This window comes from Glycomyces sp. YM15 (assembly GCF_016918015.1).
In the GTDB taxonomy this organism is placed as follows: domain Bacteria; phylum Actinomycetota; class Actinomycetes; order Mycobacteriales; family Micromonosporaceae; genus Glycomyces.
On the sequence record NZ_JAERMK010000010.1, the window covers coordinates 51,542 to 69,397 of the forward strand.

11 protein-coding genes are annotated in these 17,856 nt (G+C 70.7%); 6 read left to right on the forward strand and 5 right to left on the reverse strand.

From position 1 onward, the window contains the following. Positions 1-20: 20 nt before the first annotated feature. Together JHY01_RS12745 and JHY01_RS12750 are read left to right on the forward strand one after the other, a co-directional pair. Positions 21-386, forward strand: a complete 366-nt coding sequence (locus JHY01_RS12745) for a hypothetical protein (protein WP_205326032.1) — start codon at positions 21-23, stop codon at positions 384-386. Continuing rightward, positions 379-780: a hypothetical protein gene (locus tag JHY01_RS12750; RefSeq protein ID WP_205326033.1), complete on the forward strand. Its 402-nt coding sequence runs from the start codon at positions 379-381 to the stop codon at positions 778-780. Before JHY01_RS12745 ends, JHY01_RS12750 begins: the two co-directional genes overlap by 8 nt. On the opposite strand, the gene JHY01_RS12755 is transcribed toward JHY01_RS12750, so the two are convergent. Then, positions 777-1,352: a TetR/AcrR family transcriptional regulator gene (locus tag JHY01_RS12755; protein WP_205326034.1), complete on the reverse strand. Its 576-nt coding sequence runs from the start codon at positions 1,350-1,352 to the stop codon at positions 777-779. The two genes, JHY01_RS12750 and JHY01_RS12755, sit on opposite strands and share 4 nt — an antisense overlap. Positions 1,353-1,433: 81 nt before the next feature. Between JHY01_RS12755 and JHY01_RS12760 the strand changes: the two genes are divergently transcribed. Further along, positions 1,434-2,444 carry an NADP-dependent oxidoreductase gene (locus JHY01_RS12760; RefSeq protein WP_205326035.1) on the forward strand — a complete coding sequence of 337 codons (1,011 nt, stop codon included), beginning with the start codon at positions 1,434-1,436 and terminating at the stop codon, positions 2,442-2,444. 1,882 nt (positions 2,445-4,326) lie between these two features. Here the strand turns inward: JHY01_RS12760 and JHY01_RS12765 are convergent. The 4 genes from JHY01_RS12765 to JHY01_RS12780 all read right to left on the reverse strand — a co-directional run bounded on the left by JHY01_RS12765 (position 4,327) and on the right by JHY01_RS12780 (position 9,359). Next, positions 4,327-4,938, reverse strand: coding sequence for a hypothetical protein (locus JHY01_RS12765; RefSeq protein WP_205326036.1), 612 nt, complete (start codon positions 4,936-4,938; stop codon positions 4,327-4,329). 9 nt (positions 4,939-4,947) lie between these two features. Then, positions 4,948-6,201, reverse strand: coding sequence for a hypothetical protein (locus JHY01_RS12770; protein ID WP_205326037.1), 1,254 nt, complete (start codon positions 6,199-6,201; stop codon positions 4,948-4,950). A gap of 99 nt (positions 6,202-6,300) precedes the next feature. After that, positions 6,301-6,930, reverse strand: a complete 630-nt coding sequence (locus JHY01_RS12775) for a hypothetical protein (protein WP_205326038.1) — start codon at positions 6,928-6,930, stop codon at positions 6,301-6,303. Beyond that, positions 6,927-9,359, reverse strand: a complete 2,433-nt coding sequence (locus JHY01_RS12780; protein WP_205326039.1) for an FtsK/SpoIIIE domain-containing protein — start codon at positions 9,357-9,359, stop codon at positions 6,927-6,929. Before JHY01_RS12780 ends, JHY01_RS12775 begins: the two co-directional genes overlap by 4 nt. Before the next feature lie 372 nt (positions 9,360-9,731). Between JHY01_RS12780 and JHY01_RS12785 the strand changes: the two genes are divergently transcribed. From JHY01_RS12785 to JHY01_RS12795, 3 genes are all read left to right on the forward strand, one after another. Further along, the gene (locus JHY01_RS12785) at positions 9,732-10,388 is read left to right on the forward strand and encodes a hypothetical protein (protein WP_205326040.1); all 657 of its coding nucleotides are present in this window, start codon (positions 9,732-9,734) and stop codon (positions 10,386-10,388) included. Positions 10,389-10,587: 199 nt separating this feature from the next. Then, entirely contained in the window at positions 10,588-12,681 is a 2,094-nt protein-coding gene (locus tag JHY01_RS12790; protein ID WP_205326041.1) for an SPFH domain-containing protein, read from the forward strand. A 189-nt stretch (positions 12,682-12,870) separates the two neighbouring features. Further along, complete coding sequence (locus JHY01_RS12795; RefSeq protein ID WP_205326042.1) at positions 12,871-17,781, forward strand: DNA repair ATPase; 4,911 nt, start codon at positions 12,871-12,873, stop codon at positions 17,779-17,781. The last annotated feature ends 75 nt before the right edge of the window (positions 17,782-17,856 follow it).

Sequence of the window (17,856 nt, forward strand, 5' to 3'; positions counted from 1 at the left end):
GCCTGTATTAGCGTCGAGGCGTGATCGAATGGCTCTACCTCGCCGTCCAGGCCGCCGCGCTGGCGATGAGCGCCTGGTTCTTCGTGGACACGGCCCGCTCGAAGCTCGTCGGCCGCCGCCACTTCGCGGGCGTCGCCGTCCTCGAACTGCTGCTGCTGGCGCAGCTCGCGGTGTCGATCGCGATCGTGCCGGGCGAGGCGGGCGGCGGCAAGGCCCTGTTCTTCTCGTACCTGGTGACGACGATCCTGGTGCCGGTCGCCGCGTGCTTCTGGGGCTCGATCGACCGGAGCCGGTGGGGGATCGGGACGGTCGCGGCGTCGGGCGTCATCGTCGCGGCGCTCCTGCTGCGCATCCACCAGATCTGGGAGCTGCAGATCAATGTCTGAGACCGAGGCGGCGCCGCGGGCGCTGGCGGCCGGGTTCGGCCGCCTGATCGTGCTGGTCTACGTGGTGTTCGCGGTGTCGGCCGGGGTGCGGGCGGTGTTCCAGGTGGTGACGAAGTTCGATGCGGCGCCGGTGAGCTTCACGCTGAGCGCGATCGCCGCGCTCATCTATCTGGTGGCCGCGATCGCGATCATCCGCGGCGCTGGCGCGCTCGCGCTGCTGGCGGTGGGCGTGGAGATGGCCGGGGTGCTCGCGGTGGGCGCGTTGAGCTTCGCGGTGCGGCAGTGGTTCCCCGAGCCTTCGGTGTGGTCGCATTTCGGCTCCGGGTACGGCTATGTGCCGCTGGTGCTCCCGGCGGTGGGTCTGGTGTACCTCTTCAAACGCCGCAGGGCCTAAGGGCGCTTGACCAGATCGAGTGCGGCGTCGAGGCTGTGGAGGGCGCTGTGGGTGTCGACCCGGGCGAGGGCGTAGGCGGCGACGACGAGGGCGGTGCAGGTATCTGTCAGTCGATCGGTTTCGTCTTCCGGTAGGTCGGGGCGGTGGGCGCGGATGCCGTTGCCGATGGCCCGGCCGAGTTCGGCGCGGTAGGCGGTGATGGTCTCGCGGACGGCCTCGTCGTCGGCGATGGCGGCACCGGCGGCGTTGATGAGCAGGCAGCCGTTGGCCGCGATGAGGGATCCGGCCCGTTCCAGGGCTTCGCGCAGCCCCCGGAGGTAGTCGAGGATCGCGTCCGGCGCGGGTTCGGCGAGCGGGGCGAGGCGGGGGCGCACGATCTCGTCGAGGTAGGAGTCGACGGCGGCGTCGAAGAGGCCGCGTTTGCTGCCGAAGGCGTGGTAGATGCTCGATCGGCGCAGTCCCGTGGCCGCTTCGAGGGCGGGGACGGAGGCGGCCTCGTAGCCGTGCCTCCAGAAGACGGCGCGGGCGGACCGCACGACCTCTGCGGTGTCGAACGTCTGCGTGCGCCCCATGACGAACCTCTCTTTGCGGAATGCTCGTTCCAGTATATGTTTGTGAAACGGTTATTCCAAAACTGATCGGAGCACATCACGATGACCGAGGCCGTCAGCACCCAGATCCAGCTCGTCCGCCGCCCCCAGGGCTGGCCGGTCCACGAGGACTTCCGCACCCAGAAAGTGAGCCTCGGCGAGCTCGCTCCCGGGCAGGTCCGGGTCGCCAACGCGTTTCTGTCAGTCGATCCGTACATGCGCGGGCGCATGAACGACGCCAAGAGCTACGTCCCGCCGTTCGCGCTCGGTGAGACCATGACCGGCGGCGCCGTCGGCCGCGTCGTCGAATCGGCCGCCGAAGGACTCCCGGTCGGCACCGTCGTCCTCCACCAGTACGGCTGGCGCGACCTCGTCCAGGAGGACGCCGCCGGCTTCACCGCCGTGCACGAGATCCCGGGCGTGCCGCTCTCCCTGCACCTGGGCATCCTCGGCATGACCGGGATGACCGCCTACGTCGGCCTCACCGCGATCGCCGACTTGCAGCCCGGCGACACCGTCTTCGTCTCCGGTGCGGCCGGGGCTGTGGGCACCGCCGTGGGCCAGATCGCGAAGCTCCTCGGCGCGGGCCGCGTCATCGGCTCCGCGGGCAGCCCCGAGAAGGTGCGCCTCCTCACCGAGAAGTACGGGTACGACGCGGCCTTCAACTACAAGGACGCGCCTGTCCGAGAGCAGCTCAAGGCCTTCGCGCCCGACGGTGTGGACGTCTTCTTCGACAACGTCGGCGGCGACCACCTGGAAGCCGCCCTCGACGTCATGAACCGCGACGGCCGCATCGCCGTGTGCGGTGCGATCTCCCTGTACAACAGCACCGAGAAGACCCCCGGCCCGGACAACCTCGCCAAGATCATCCAGCAGAGCCTCACGCTCAAGGGATTCACCCTCGGCGGGTACCTGCACCTGCGCGAGGAGTTCGGCGCGCGCATGACCGAATGGTTCGGCCAGGGGAAGATCGCCTACGACGAGACCATCGTGGACGGTGTCGAGCACGCCGTCGACGCCTTCCTCGACATGATGCGCGGCAAGAACACCGGCAAGATGATCGTCCGGATCTGAGCGGCCGAACGAACGGGCCTTCGGGGAGGCGTCGTTTCGCAGGGATCTGCCCGGGTGGGGGCCAGCGGCTTTAGGTCTGGAGTGGGTTGCGCTTAAGGCGGGCAGCGACGGAGGGGTGGGTGGCGGGGCTGGCGGGGCGACGCGCCTCGGGTCGGATTCGGTTGGGACGCAGTCGATCAAGCCGGGCGTGGGGTGTGGGAACGTGAATGGTTTCGCATCGTGTGGGTGATGACAGTCGGGGGCTGTATGGGGGACAATTGAGGTACGTACAGGGACAGGAAACTGGTACAGGTGTCGGGGTAGGTGTAAGCAGACTACGACAAGCCTCTGGCCGATCCGACAAACCGACTTGTTTCGAGGCGACGACCCCGCAAGCCAGGGTGCTCCTCCTCCACTGGAGGCGTCCGATCTCACCCCCGTGCCATCGCCCGCAGCTGTCCGCGCCCCCGACGGGCCGTGACTGGGTGGACGATCCTAGTTGGGATCACCCCAACCAGCAGGCGATGCCGTACACGACGGCATACGCGATCCGAGCACGACCCGCCAGCGTCAGCGGCTATGCCACACCGAGCATTTAGAGGACTCGATACGGCGACGCCGCAAGCACGTCCATGGCGAGCACCACCCCGTCCTGGCAGCGCCGCGTCCCCAAGCCCGCGCGACTGCAGGACGGACCCGAAGAACGGCAAGCGATCCTCGGGAGGCGAACCCGCCACCGGCATCCACCGGGCAAGCCACCGGCATCCGCCGGGCGGCCGCACCACTTCCTCAGGGACGGCAGGCACCAGCACCTGTCCCTGGCAGGAACGGCGCGCGGCCAAGTGAAAGCCGAAGGGCCGGAACCGGAAGCCGAAGCAAGACCAGCAGGGCCAGCAGGGCCAGCGAGGGAAGCAAGCGGAGCAGCGGGAAGGAGGCGACAGGCACATGGGGACCACGACCATGCACACGGACACGGACACGAGCGCAGCCGAGCCGAGCTCGGCGGCTGACCGCTCCCGTGCCGCCGACCGCCCCGCCTCTGCGGCATCGGGACGGACCCACCCGGCCCGGCCGGAAGCGACCACCGGCCCCGCTTCGGCGACACACCGCCGGAGCCTCGCCTACCCTTCCCTCGCTGCCGGTTTGCACCTCGCTCCAAAGACGACCCCGGCCCCGGACACGCAGCCCGGTCCCAACCCCACCCGGCCCGACCGGAAGCGACCACCAGCCCTGGCCCGCACCACCAGCGCCACCCAGCCGCCGCCGCCACCGGCGTCGTGAGCGACACGAGCGCACCGCCCCAGCAACAGCAGCAGCAGGGGCAGGCTCGATTCCGGCCGGGGCCTCAAGCGCGGTGAGGGCCCCAGTGCGCCGCGAACCGCCGCCGGGGCCCTAACGCGGCCAGGACCCCAAGCCCCACGGGACCCGTATCCGGCCCGAGCCGCTGTCGCGGCGAGGGCCCCAACTCCTGCCAGGATCCCGAGTCCGGCCTCAGCGACGGCAACGCACCCGAATCCCGCCGCTCCAGTCGCTGATCGCATTGACCGCAACCAGCAACCAGCAACCAGCCCGCACGGCGGCATCACGCCCCCGACCCGATCCTCACCGCTCCGTCGCTGACCGCTCTGACCGCTCTGACCGCTCTGACCGCGATAACCGCGACCGACAGCCAGCCCGCACGGTGGCACCACATCCTGGATCTGATCTTCACCGTTCCGTCGCTGACCGCCTGAACCCGCAGCAGCACGGCCGCGTTGGTCAGGAGTCTCACCCCCAGCTCGGCTCGGTCCCGGTAACACGCCCCCCGCACCGCCCGCCTTTCACCGCGGACCGCCTGAACCCCAACCGAATCCGCGCGCTGGCCGGGCGGCGCGCCTGTGAACGGCAATGAACAGCGCTGGCCCTAGGAGCGTTCGCAGGCGTCGGCCGCGGCGGTCAGGAACCGCAGCGCCGACGCCGCGCCGTCCGCGCCGCGCGTTCGCAGGTGACCGGGATGCCAGCCGACCACCCAGTTCGCCCGCACCATCCATGAACGGTCAAGCGGTCCTTCACCATGCAGCGCCGCGAGCACCGCACCGGCCGAGACCGGATCGGCCGCCAGGACCGCTCGCCGCGATCCTGACGGGGTCGGCACCGGCAGGCACCCGGCATCGGGCTTGAACCACGCCGGAGACTCGCCCGCGACCAGCAGATCCGGGACCGCGCGCACCAGCCGCACCGCCGTGAACCGGTAAGGGGTGTTGCGGCGCTTGCGCTTGCTCCAGACCGGGTCCTCGAACCCGATCACGTGCCTGCCCTGGAAGGCACCCGCGAACGTGTCGGCCACCGGCTGCACGAACGGCACGCCCAGCATCTCGAGCTCGTCGAGCCACCCCGACACGCCGGCGTCCTCCGGGCGCTCCGCATGGAAGCCGAGCCCGAGCGAAGCGGCGAACGCCGCGGCCCGTCGCCGCCGCGCGCCCCGCGAAGCCTCGCCGAAGAGCAGCTCTACCAGGCCCTGGGCCAAAACCTCCATGCGCGGCTCCTACGCCAGCTCGTTGTACTTCGCCTCGAACTCAGCCGCCGCGACCTCGTCAGAGGAGCAGTACGCCGCCTTGCAGTCCCGCAGCAGCTGCCCGTGCCCGTTGAGGGACTCCGAGAGCTGCCCGGTCGACGAGACCGCCTCCTCGCAGGAGCCCTGGTACGACGAGGCGAAGAACAGCCCGGTCAGGCCCCAGGTCATGTCCTCCGAGGCGGCTCCGGACGCGACCGAGTTGATCGACTCGCCGTTGCCCGAGAGCCCTTCGAGCTGCGACGCGAGGGCGTCCAACTCGTCCAGATCCACGGTGAGCCCCACCGGGCTGCCCGCCGAGATCGAGGCCGTCTGCCCACCCGATCCGCCCGACAACTGCTGATAGCCCGTGGTGGCCGCCCCCAGGCCGCCGGTGATGGCGCCGGTGACCAACCCCTTCATCAGCACGGCCTTCCACAGCGGCTTGCCCGCGGGCAGGAAGAACTTCTGCAGCAGCGGCGCTATCTTCGCGAAGATCTTGCCCGCCTTCGCGAACTTGTCGATCGCCCGCTGGATCGCCGACATGGCCTTCACCATGCCGCTGAGCAGGAACTCCGCGAACGCCGCACCGAACGTGAACGAACTGGCCGCCAAAGCCACGAGCCCCCGCATGATGAGCCACGACACCAGCTCGGCGAGGATCGACTTGATCACGTCGTAGATCGTCTGCGCGACCACCTCGGCCCAGGCCAGGAGCTGCTTGATGCCGCCCGCCTCGTGCCCCATCGCGCCGATCGCGGCGGAGAGGCCGTACAGCTGGTTGTAGGCCGCGTCCGCCGCCGAACCGGACCAGTTCGGGATGCACGAGTCGACGGCCGTGCCGACCTCCTCGCCCAACGCGCCGAGCGCCTCCTGGACCTGGCCCCAGACCTCCTGCTGCTCCGCCATCTGGCCGGGGTCGCCCGAGACCATCTCGAGGAGGTCGTTCAGCGGCGTCACCAGCTCCAGGAGCATCGTCAAGCCCGCGTTCGCGAGCGCGTAGACGGGGTCCTTGATGAACATGAGGCCGCCCGCTGCGAGCATCCCGAGGTCGGCGGCGATGCCACCGGCCGCGTCCGCGAGGGACGTGTCGCCGTCGACGGCGTCGTTGATCTCCTGCGCGATCCCGTAGACCGGCTTGGCCAGAGGGATGTCGTTCGCGATGCGCTCTCCCGCGCCGGGACTCTCGACCGGGGCGTAGTGCGTGATGTCGGAACCGTACTGCTGCGCGTTGCTGGAATCGGACATGATGTCAGCCTTCTGCTCGCGTACCGCCGGGCGGGTTCCGGGGGATTCGAACAGGCCCCGTACGGTACTGCTCACGCGACTATAAGCAGCGAATGCCACTCAGCTGAAGAAGCCCATGCAGGCCACGACCAGTGTCGAGCCGCAGACGACGAGCCCGAGGCGGTAGTTGCGCTCGAGGCGCTTCTCCTCGTCGCCGATGCGAGGGCGGGCCGCGACCCCGATCGTCAACCAGCCCAACCCGAACGCGCCGAGCGGGCACCCGATGAGGACCGCCGCGAGCAGCACCGCGCCCAACGCGTCCTCCGCGCGCAGGTTGCGGAGCACGAACAGCTGGACCATGACGCAGACGAGCGCGAACAGACCGTAGATCAGCCCGTTGCGCTCGTCCGCCCTCCAGCGCGGCAGCAGCGGCGCCCGGTGCGCGAGGAAGCGGGCTTCCTCCAGCTCCGTCGCCGCCACCTGCAAGTCCGCTTCGGCCGCAGCGAGATCGGCGGCCGGGTCGCCGTGCAGCGGCGGCGGGGACGGGAGGCGCTGCGGCGGTGCGATGCGTGCGGCTCGCGCCAGGTCGTCGACGGCGGTGCGCTGCGCGGCGGCCTGCTCGGCGAGGCGGCCGGTGCGCTGGCCCAAGGATTCGGTCGCGGTGGCGGTGCGGGCGGCGGCCTCGTCGGCGGTGCGGCGGGCCTCGTCGAGGCGGCGCAGCTGCGCGAGGTAGTCGTCGAAGGCGCTCACGGGCGGGTCCTCTCGATCGGGGCGCTGCCGCCGCTGCGCTGCGGGCCGGGGGCCGTTTCGCGCTCTTCCATGCGGGAGAAGGGGACCACGAGCTTCCCGCCGCCGGTGTCGGCGTGGCGGTCGATGAGCAGCGCCCTGCCCGCCCGCGGGTTCCAGTGCTGGAACTGCGGCCCGAAGTGGCCCATGATCTCGCCGCCGGGGAGGTTGAGGACGAGCGCGCAGGCGACGTCTTCCCGGCCCGCGGTGCCGCCGATGTCGTCGGTGAAGCGGCGGAAGTTCCGCCACCAGCCGAGCAGGTGCACGTCCCGGGCGGGCCCGGTGCGCAGGAGTGCCCGCAGCGCCTGCTGCGCCTTCATGTCGAGGGCCGCGGCGTCGAGGCCCCACGCGGCGACCACGGTCCCGTCGGGGATCTCGGCGAGTGACGAGGCGAAGGCCTCGGGCGCGATCTGGTCAGTGGCCGCACGCAGGTCGGCGTTGCCGGTGAAGTCGACGGTGAGGACGCGGGTGCCGTTGCCCGCCAGGCACTCCACGGCCGCTTCGAGCGCTTCGCCGCCCACGGGTTCGGAGCCGAGCACGGCCAGGTGCCGCCCAGGGCGGCGGTCGAGGTCGATCCCGGCGGCGTCGAGGCGCAGCGAGACCTCGCGGCCGAGGAGCGCGCGTCCCGGTCGTCGTTCGCCCGGAAGGGTGTCGGCGAGGTGCACGGGCCGGTAGCCGTAGAACACGCGCGGCGCGCCGACTCCTGCGTGGGCCTCGTTGAGCTGCTGGCGCAGCCGGTGCATCACGTGCGCGTCGGTGTCGGGGAAGCGCGCGACCCGGTCGGCGCCGGCGGTGCCGCCCTCGGTGTTGACCACGACCTGCCCGAGCGAGATCCGCGACGCCGCATCGTTGTTCGGTGCCAGGACGGTGCGCGCGCCCGGCAGGGCGATGCGCATCGGGAACTGCCCGAAGATCGAGTCCTGCTTCGCCCACAGCGCCTCGATGCCGGAGATCGTCTGCGAGGCGAGCACCAGGTGCACCCCGTACGAGCGGCCCTTGCGGGCCAGGTTCTCCAGCAGCGCGACGGCTTCGGACGCCACCCGGTCGTTCCCGGCGAGGAGCACCTGGAACTCGTCGGCGACGCACACGATCCGCGGATACGACTCGTGCGCGCGCAGCCCCGCGAACGAGGCCACCCCGTGGCGCTTCATCACCGTGGAACGGCGCGTCATCTCCTCGCTCAGCGTCTTGAGCACGGCGAGGCCGTATTCGCGGTCGGACTCGACGCCCACGGCGCGCGCGTGCGGGATGAAGGTCTGATCGCGCTCGGTGGGGATGACCTCGGTGAACGAGACGCCTTCCTTGAAGTCGAGCAGGAACAGCGCCAGATCCGAAGGGGCGTAACGGGAAGCGAGCCCGTACAGGACGTCGAGGAGGAACACGGTCTTGCCGCCGCCAGTCCGCCCGCCCACGAGCCAGTGCGGCGTCGCGTCGTCGAACCGCAGCCGCACCTCCCCGGCAGCGTCCCGTCCGATGAGGACCTCAAGGCCCCTCGCCGGGTCGGCCGATTCGGGCAGGGCCGGAATGAGATCGGCGAACGTGAGGGTCGCGGCGGCCTTGGCGCGCTCCGCTAGCCGCTGCGCCTCGCCGGCCACGAACGACGGGTCGGGGGTCTCGGGCCAGTCGACCGGTGCGGCCAGATGCTCTCCGCGCCCGAACGGCGCCGCGGGCGGGTTCGTGATCGCCACGCGCCCGGCTTCGACGGCGTGCATGACGGCGGCCTGCGGCAGCTCGGGCAGGCCGCAGCCGAGGACGGTGACGCCGTGCGCCAGTCCCGACCGCGCCAAGGCGTCGATGCGCTCGATCAAGGTTCGCGGCGCTTCGCTCAGGGAGGCCACGACGAGCAGCATTCGGTCGGTACGGCGGCCCGCGATGTGTTCGGCCACTTGGGATTCGGCCAGGGCGACGGCATCGGCCGCGGCGCGCGCGTCCGTGGCGACCGCTTCGATCACGCCCGCGTCGGCGAGCGGGCGCAGCGGCGCGAACGAGGCCCCGAGCGTCGCGGTGTCGATCCCGACCACCCGCAGCCCGCCGGGCTCGCGGGTGCCCACGGCGTGGAGGATCGCGGTCCGCACCAGGTTCGCGACGCCCTCGACGCGGGCGTCGACCGAGGTCGCGAGGTGCCCGCGCTCGCCGAACGGCACGATGAGCGGCACGGTGCGTCCCTCGTGGAGGACGATGCGCCCGGCGTGGAGCAGGCCGGGGTCGGCGCGCAGTTGCCGCGCGGAGGCGGCGGCCGCGTCGGCGATCTGGCGTTCGGCGGCGAGGAGCTCGGGGTCCACAGGGGTCTGGAAGGCGGCGTCGCCGAGGCGCTGCGCCACCTGGGCGAGGCGGGCGGCGGCGGCGTCGCAGCCTGCGGCCGCGTTCGCCAGTGCGGCTTGGAAACCGGGCACCGGACCTCCTTGCACGATGTGAGGATGCACCGCCGACGAGCCGAAGGCGGTCGGCTGTTCGACCGGTCACACCATATCGCGGAGCGGCATGTCGAGCTTGCCGCAGTCGCCCCCGCGGGACCAGTCTCGGCGAAGCCTGCGCGCCGTCGGTTGGCAGATCGTCCGCTTTGCGCAACCTTCCCCGAAGCGGGCGCGTGCATTACCCTAGAAGCAGGCCCGATCTCGCTGACCCGGAGAGACCGCCCGAACGCCGACGCCCGCCCGACCGCGCGAAGCTCACGTGCGAGCGGCAGGCCTCCATACCGCACCGAAGACGCCCGCACCCGCGCCCGCGGGCCGCCCCTCGGATTCGCCAAGAAGGACCCGTGCCCCATGAGTGAGTTTCTGGATATCGCCCTATCCTTTCCACCGGTCGTCTTCTCGTTCGGCCTCGTCCTCGTGGTCGTCTACTGGCTCACCGTCATCATCGGCGCGATGGACGTCGACGTCGTGGACGTCGGCAGCGAGACCGAGTTCGACGCCGGGGGCGGCTTCTGGTCGGCCTTCGGGTTCGGCGCGGTCCCGTTCACCGTCGTGCTCTCGCTCTGGATCACCTTGGGCTGGATCGTGACCGTGCTCGGCACCACCTGGGTGCGCAGCGCGGACATGTTCATCCCCGCGACCCTCACCGGCACGGCCGTGCTCGTCGCCGGGATCGGCGTCGGGATGCTCGGCGCGAAACTGCTCACGAGGCCGCTCGCGAAGCTCTTCGAGGACGCGCCCGCGACAGGGCACGCCGATCTGGTGGGCAAGGTCTGCGTGGTCCGCACCGGCACCGTCTCGCTCGACGCCGGCCAGGCCGAGATCACCGACGACGAGGGCAGTGTGCTCCTCATCAACGTGCGCCGCTCCCCGCACGAACCCGAGGGCATCGACCCGGAGCTGTACTCGCGCCACTCGAAGGTCGTGGTCTTCGACTACGACGAGGTCGAGAAGGTGTTCCTGGTCGTTCCGGTGGCCCTGCCGCCGGACGTCGTCATCGAGGCCTGAGCCCGGATCACAGTAGACCGCGCCGCAATGCCGGGTTCCGCCTGGAATGCGGTCTCCCGGTTTCGTGCCTCGACCACCCTCGCGTACCCACAACCTGGCGCGCCTTGGTTAGGGTGTGGTCACGCCCGCCGCGGCGGCGCCCGCCACTCGCGCCGCCCGCAAGTCCCCGTTCCCCCGAAGCCTCGTTAGGAACCAACGCATGGACGCCAACTCGGCGACGCTGGCCACGTTCGTGGTCGTCGCGCTCATCGTCATCGGCTTTCTGGTCATGATCATCCGGCTGTACCGGAAGGTCGCCCCCGGTCAGGCCCTCGTCGTGACGAAGCTGCGCACCCGCAAAGTCTCCTTCACCTCCGCGCTGGTGCTGCCGATCATCCACCGCGCCGAGTACATGGACATCTCGGTCAAGACCATCGAGATCAACCGCGCGGGCAAGGACGGCCTGATCTGCCAGGACAACATCCGCGCCGACATCTCCATCACGTTCTTCGTGCGCGTCAACGCCACGGTCGAGGACGTCCTCAACGTCTCCGGCGCGATCGGCACCAAGCGCGCCTCCGACCAGGAGACGATGCAGGAGCTGTTCAACGCCAAGTTCGCCGAGGCCCTCAAGACCGTCGGCAAGCAGCTCGACTTCACCGACCTCTACACGAACCGCGACGAGTTCCGCGACCGCATCATCCACCTCATCGGCACCGACCTCAACGGCTACTCGCTCGAGGACGCGGCCATCGACTACCTCGAGCAGACCCCCCTGGACCAGCTCGACCCCAAGAACATCCTCGACGCGCAGGGCATCCGCAAGATCACCCAGCTCACCGCGATCGAAGCGGTCACCACCAACGAGCACCGCCGCACCGAGGAGAAGGAGATCAAGCGCCAGGACGTCGAGGCCAAGGAGGCCGTGCTCGAACTCGAGCGCCGCCAGACCGAGGCCGAGATCCGCCAGCAGCGCGAGATCGAGACCCTGCGGGCCCGCGAGTCCGCCGAAGTGCAGAAGGTCCAGGCCGAGGAGCGCCTCAAGAGCGAGACCGCGCGCATCAGGACCGAAGAGGCCACGGGCATCCAGCACGAGAACCGCCTCCGCGAGATCGCCGTCGCCGAGAAGAACCGCGAGCGCGTGATCGCCGTCGAGACCGAGCGCATCGAGAAGGACCGCATCCTCGAGGTCGTCGGCCGCGAACGCGAGGAAGAGCTGGCCCGCATCGCGGCCCAGAAGGAGCTCGAGGCGCAGAAGCGCGACATCGCCGACGTCGTCCGCGAGCGCATCGCCGTCGAGAAGACCGTCGCCGAGCAGGAAGAGGGCATCAAGCGCCTGCGCGCCACCGAAGAGGCCGAGCGCGAACGCCAGCGCGTCATCATCCTCGCCGAGGCCGAGGCCCAGGAGAGCCTGGTCAAGGACATCAAGCGCGCCGAAGCCGGCGAGGCCGCGTCCAAGCACCTCGCCCGCCAGCGCCTCACCGAGGCCGAGGCCGCCCAGCAGGCCGCCGAGCTCGAGGCCCGCGCCAAGATCCGCCAGGCCGAAGGGGACCAGGCCATCGCGGCCGCCCCGGGTCTGGCCGCCGTCCAGGTCCGCGAGGCCGAAGCCGACGCGATCGAGAAGGGCGGGCTCGCCGAGGCGAAGGCCGCCGAGGCCAAGGGCAAGGCCGAGGCCGAAGCCCAGGCCGCCATCGGCAAGGCCCAGGCGAGCGCCACCTCCGCGAAGGGCCTGGCGGAAGCCGAGGCCCAGGCCGCGCAGGGCACCGCCGAGGCGAACGCCCTGCGCGAGAAGCTCCTCGCCGAGTCGGTGGGTCTCACCGAGAAGGCCGCCGCGATGGACGCCCTCTCGGACGCCAGCCGCGGGCACGAGGAGTACCGCCTGCGCCTGGAGATGGAGAAGGAGCTGCGCGGCATGGAGATCGACGCCCGCCGTTCGATCGCCGAGCAGCAGGCCGGCGTCATCGCCGCGGGCCTCACCAGCGCCGACATCTCGATCGTCGGCGGCGACACCCAGTTCTTCGACCGGGTCGTCGGCGCGATCGGCTACGGCAAGGCCGTCGACGGCTTCGTCGCCAACTCCGATGTGGCGCAGTCCGTCGCGGCTTCGTGGGGCAACGGCTCCACGTCGTTCGCGGAGGACCTCAAGGGCGTCCTGAGCGGCGTCGGCAGCGAGGACGTCAAGAACCTCACGGTCTCGGCCGCGCTCGTCAAGCTCATGCAGGGCGGCGGCGACCACGACATGCTGTCGGGCCTCCTCGGCAAGGCCAAGGAACTCGGCGTCGCCGAGAAGCCCGCGCTGGAGATCGCCAAATAGTCGAACGGGGCGCGGGCCGCCAGGCCCGCGCCCCCATGACCAGCTGAAACAGCCGACTGTCGGACCCGTGTGGGACAGTCGTCCCATTTCTTCGGTTGGTCGGAGGTGGATGCGGGTGGGAAGGGGCACGCCCTATGCCCGCCCGCAGCGCACCCGAAAGCCCACAAACGAACGCCACCAGGGGAATCCATGGCCGAAGAGCAGTCCGCCACTGAAGCGCCCGCCGCTGCCACCCTCGACGCCGGCACTTACGAGGTCCTCTCGTCGCGCCTCGCCGACTTCGCCGACGAGCTCGCGGGCCGGGCCGAAGCGCTCAACACCGCCCGCACCGACGCCTTCGGCTCCACCGGGCTCACCCTCCTGGGCACCACCCGCATCCGCACGGTCAACAACTGCGTGCCCCGCGACATCGCCCGCGTCGGCGACCGCCTCCTCTTCGGCTACAACGTCCACATGGGACTCAAGTCGCAGACCGGCGTCGGCGACGTCTTCACCCTCCACGACTTCAAACGTGAAGGCGGCGAATTCTCCTTCACCGAGGTCACCGAGCCAGGGCACCTCCTCGACCAGCCCAAGTTCACCGCCGACTTCACCGAGATGTACCGGTACTACCGGTCCACCGAACTCCTCCAGATGCGCGAGGTCGACGGCCGCCTCCTCGCCGTCTTCAAGATCGGCGAGCAGCTCACCGACCAGCGGGTCCTGCGCTGGCAGCTTGCCGCCGGCAAGGAACCGGCCTATATGGACGCCCGCGGCGACGCGGACGCCGTCTGGCCCGGCCCCTACGACTTCGAGTGGACCCCCACCGGCCGCGAGCACCACGTCACCGGCCGCCACCCGCACGTCTCGATCGAGGACGAGATCTTCGTCGAGTGCCTGAACGGCGACCTCACCGTCAAGATCGAGGACAACACCGAGTCCGGCGAGGGCATCTACAGCGAGCCCGTCGCCGAACCCCTCCAGTCCCTCGCCGACGCCGACATCGCCTACGCCCGCATCGGCCCCCTCATCCTGCTGAAGATCCTCCCCTACAAGGAGACCGTCACCCGGTACCTGATCTTCAACTCCCGCACCGGCACCATCGTGCGCGCCGACGCGATCGGCCAGGCCTGCCGCCGCCTCCCCGAGGACCACGGCCTCATCTTCCCGGGCGGCTACTACCTCAACGAGGGCAAGCTCAAGACCTTCGACCACGACGTCACGGACCTCCGCTTCAAGCGCGTGATCCGCTCGCCCAACGGCGAAGACGTCCTCTTTGTCTTCTACCACGAGGCCGAGGGGCGCTCACTCCTCTTGCCGTACAACGTCATCCGCAAGGAAGTGGCCGCGCCGATGAGCGTCCACGGCTACGCGGTGTTCGACGACGGCACCCTCGCGGCCTTCCGCTTCACCGGCGAAGAGGCCACCCGCGTCCACACGCTGCAGATCTGGGCGACGCCGTTCTGCAGCGAGGCGCACGCCGCCGCGGCGGAGTCCGGCGACACCCCCGTGCACCGCATCGGCAACGCCGAGGCCGTGCGCGCCGTCTCCGACGCGCTCTCCGTGGCCCGCATGGTCCGCGAGATGCAGCCCGCCCAGGCGGTCTTCGAAGCGCTCATCGCCGCCGCCACCCGCTGCCTCGACGACTACCCGTGGCTCGGCGACGACGGCCTCCACGACCTCGACGAGAGCCTCGCGAAGGTCCGCGACACGGCCGAGTCCGTGCTCGACGAGTACGCCACGGTCGCCGAGCTCACCGCCGAAGCCAAGAAGGCCCTCGAACTCGCCCAGACGGACACGGTCAAGCTCCTGCGCCGCGCCCGCGGCGAGGCCCCCAAGTCCGCCGGGGACTGGGTCGCGCTCCTCGCCGAGCTGCGCGGCGCCGGCGGCCACCTCGTCACCCTCCGCGAGACCCGCTACATCGACCTCGCGGGCCTCGACAAGCTCGCCGCCGAGGTCACCGAGACGCTCGACGGCACCGGCAGGCGCGCCGTGGCGTTCCTCGAACGGGAGGACGCGTTCACCGCGTACTTCGAGCAGGTGGCCGACCTCGAACGCAAGGCCGAGGGCATCGGCTCCGTCGCCGAATCGGACCCGCTCCTGGCCGACCTCGACGAGCGCCAGCGGGGCCTCGAGACCCTCACCGAGGTCGTCGCGACCCTGGAGATCGGCGACGCCGTGGTGCGCACCGCGATCCTCGGGCGCGTCTCCGAAGTGCTCGCCGCAGTCAACCGCGCCCGAGCCACCCTCGCCGCGCGCCGCCGCGAACTCGCCGTGGGCGAGGGGAAAGCGGAGTTCGCTGCCGAGTTCGCACTGCTCGGCCAGTCCGTGACGGCCGCGATCGCCGCCGCCGACACGCCCGCCGCGTGCGACGAGCAGCTGGGCCGCCTCCTGCTCACCGTCGAGAACCTCGAGACCCGCTTCTCGGACTTCGACGAGTTCCTGCAGCAGCTCGCGGACAAGCGCACCGACGTCTACGAGGCGTTCTCCTCCCGCAAGCAGCACCTCCTCGACGAGGCCGCCCGCCGCGCCGAGCAGCTGGCGCAGTCTGCCGACCGCATCCTCGAAGCCGTGGCCCGCCGCACCGCCACACTGTCCTCACTGGATGAGGTCAACACGTACTTCGCGACCGACCCGATGGTCGAGCGCCTCCGCAAGGTCATCACCGAGCTGCGCGGCCTCGACGACACCGTCCGCGCCGAGGAGATCGAGGGCCGCATCAGCGCCGCCCGCGCCGAGGCCGGGCGCGCGCTCAGCGACCGCCTCGACCTCTTCGACGGCGACGCCGTCAAATTCGGCGAGCACCGCATCCCCGTCAACACGCAGCCGCTCGACCTCACCCTCGTGCCCTCCGGAGACGCGCTCGCCTTCTCGCTCACCGGCACCGACTACCGCCACGTCGTCACCGACCCCGGCTTCGCCGACACGAAACCGTACTGGCACCAGTTCCTGCCCTCGGAGAACAACGAGGTCTACCGCGCCGAGCACCTCGCCGCCGCGCTCCTCGCCGAGCACGGCCCCGCGAAGCTCCTCGCCGAAGACCTCCCCGCGTTCACCTCCGCCGCCGCGGCCGAACGCTACGACGAGGGCTACGAGCGCGGGGTCCACGACGCCGACGCCGCCGCGATCCTCGCCGAGGCCCTGCGCCTCTACGCCGCGTCCGGGCTGCTGCGCTACCGCTCCGCCGAACGCGCCGCCGCCCAGCTCTACTGGGGGCACGGCGTCCCCAAGGAGGAGCGGATCGCGATCCGCACCCAGGCCCGCTCGCTCGCGCGCGCCCGCGCCGTCTTCGGCCGCGCCGACGCCCTCGCCGACCTCGGCGCGGACCTCGGCGAAGCCGTCAACCACTACCTCGACAACACGCTCCTCCCGCTCGAGGTCGACCCCGACCTCGCGGGGGAGTACCTGGTCGAGGAGCTCGCCGACCCCAGCGGCGGCTTCGCCGTCTCGCAGCGGGCGCGCTCGCTCCTGGCCGCGTTCGAACGCCAGATCGGCCCCGGTGCCAAGGCGGACTTCGAATCCGATCTGCGCGCACTCGAAGGCGACATGACCTCCAAATGGGAGCTCGCCGCCGTCTGGCTCGAATCGTTCCTGCGCCAGGCCGAACCCGACGGCTTCGACGAGGCCGACCTCCCCGAGGCGCTCGCGGTGATCCTCGCCGAGGTCGACACGTACGACGTCTCGGCCGAACTCTCCAGCCGGGTCACCGGCCTGCTCGGCACCCACCCGCGCATCGACGGCCGCGTCCTGCCGCTGCGCCTCGACGAGTTCCTGGCGCGCACCGGGCGGTTCCGCCGCACCGTGCTCCCCGGCTACCGCGCCTACCAGCGCCGCCGCGGCGACCTCATCGAAGGCCACCGCCGCAGGCTCCGCGTCGAGGAGTTCAAGCCCAAGACGATGGCCGGGTTCGTGCGCAACCAGCTCATCGACGACGTGTACCTGCCGCTGATCGGCTCGAACCTCGCCAAGCAGATCGGCGCGGGCTCGGGCGAGGGCCGCCGCACCGACCAGTCGGGGATGCTCATGCTCATCTCCCCGCCCGGCTACGGCAAGACCACCCTCATGGAGTACGTCGCCGACCGGCTCGGGATGCTCCTGGTCAAGGTCAACGGGCCCGCGCTCGGGCACGAGACGGTCTCCGTCGACCCCGAGGACGCACCGAACGCGACCGCCCGCGCCGAGGTCGAGAAGATCAACTTCGCGCTCGAATGCGGCAACAACGTGCTGCTCTACCTCGACGACATCCAGCACACCAACCCCGAGCTGCTGCAGAAGTTCATCTCGCTGTGCGACGCGCAGCGCAAGATGGAGGGCGTCTGGAACGGCCGGACCCGCACGTACGACCTGCGCGGGAAGCGGTTCGCGGTGTGCATGGCCGGCAACCCGTACACCGAGGCCGGCCAGAAGTTCCGCATCCCGGACATGCTCGCCAACCGCGCCGACGTGTGGAACCTGGGCGACGTCCTCTCCGGACGCGACCAGGTGTTCGCCCAGTCCTACATCGAGAACGCGCTCACCTCGAACAAGGTCACCGCGCCCCTCGCCGGACGCGACCGCGCCGACACCGCGATCCTCATCCGCCTCGCAGGCGGCGACCCGACCGCGGCGCCCGAAGCGCTCAAGCACCCCTACAGCGCGGGCGAGCTCGACCAGCTGCTCTCCGTGCTGCGCAAACTCGTGCGCATCCAGAAGACCGTGCTCGGCAACAACCTCGCGTACATCGCTTCGGCCGCGATGGACGACAGCGCCCGCACCGAGCCGCCGTTCCTCCTGCAGGGCTCCTACCGGAACATGAACCGCCTCGCCGAACGGGTGGTCCCGGTGATGAACGACGACGAACTCGAAGCGGTGATCGACGACCACTACGCCGGCGAGGCGCAGACCCTCGCGTCCGGCGCGGAGGCCAACCTCCTCAAACTCGCCGACCTGCGCGGCCGCCTCACCCCCGAGCGCGCCGCCCGCTGGGAGGCCGTGAAGGAGGCCTACCGCCGCGAGCAGACCCTCGGCGGCGCGAGCGACGATCCAATGTCGAGAGCGGTCGGCGCCATCACCTTGCTCTCCGACCGCGTCAAGGGCATCGAAACGGCCCTGCAGCAAAGGAGCACCTTCGAGCGCGAATAAGTCCTCTCCGCTGGCCCGATGCGAGCTGGGCACCCGGTACGCTCTTGAGCAAAAGCTTAAGGCGCAAAGCCCGTA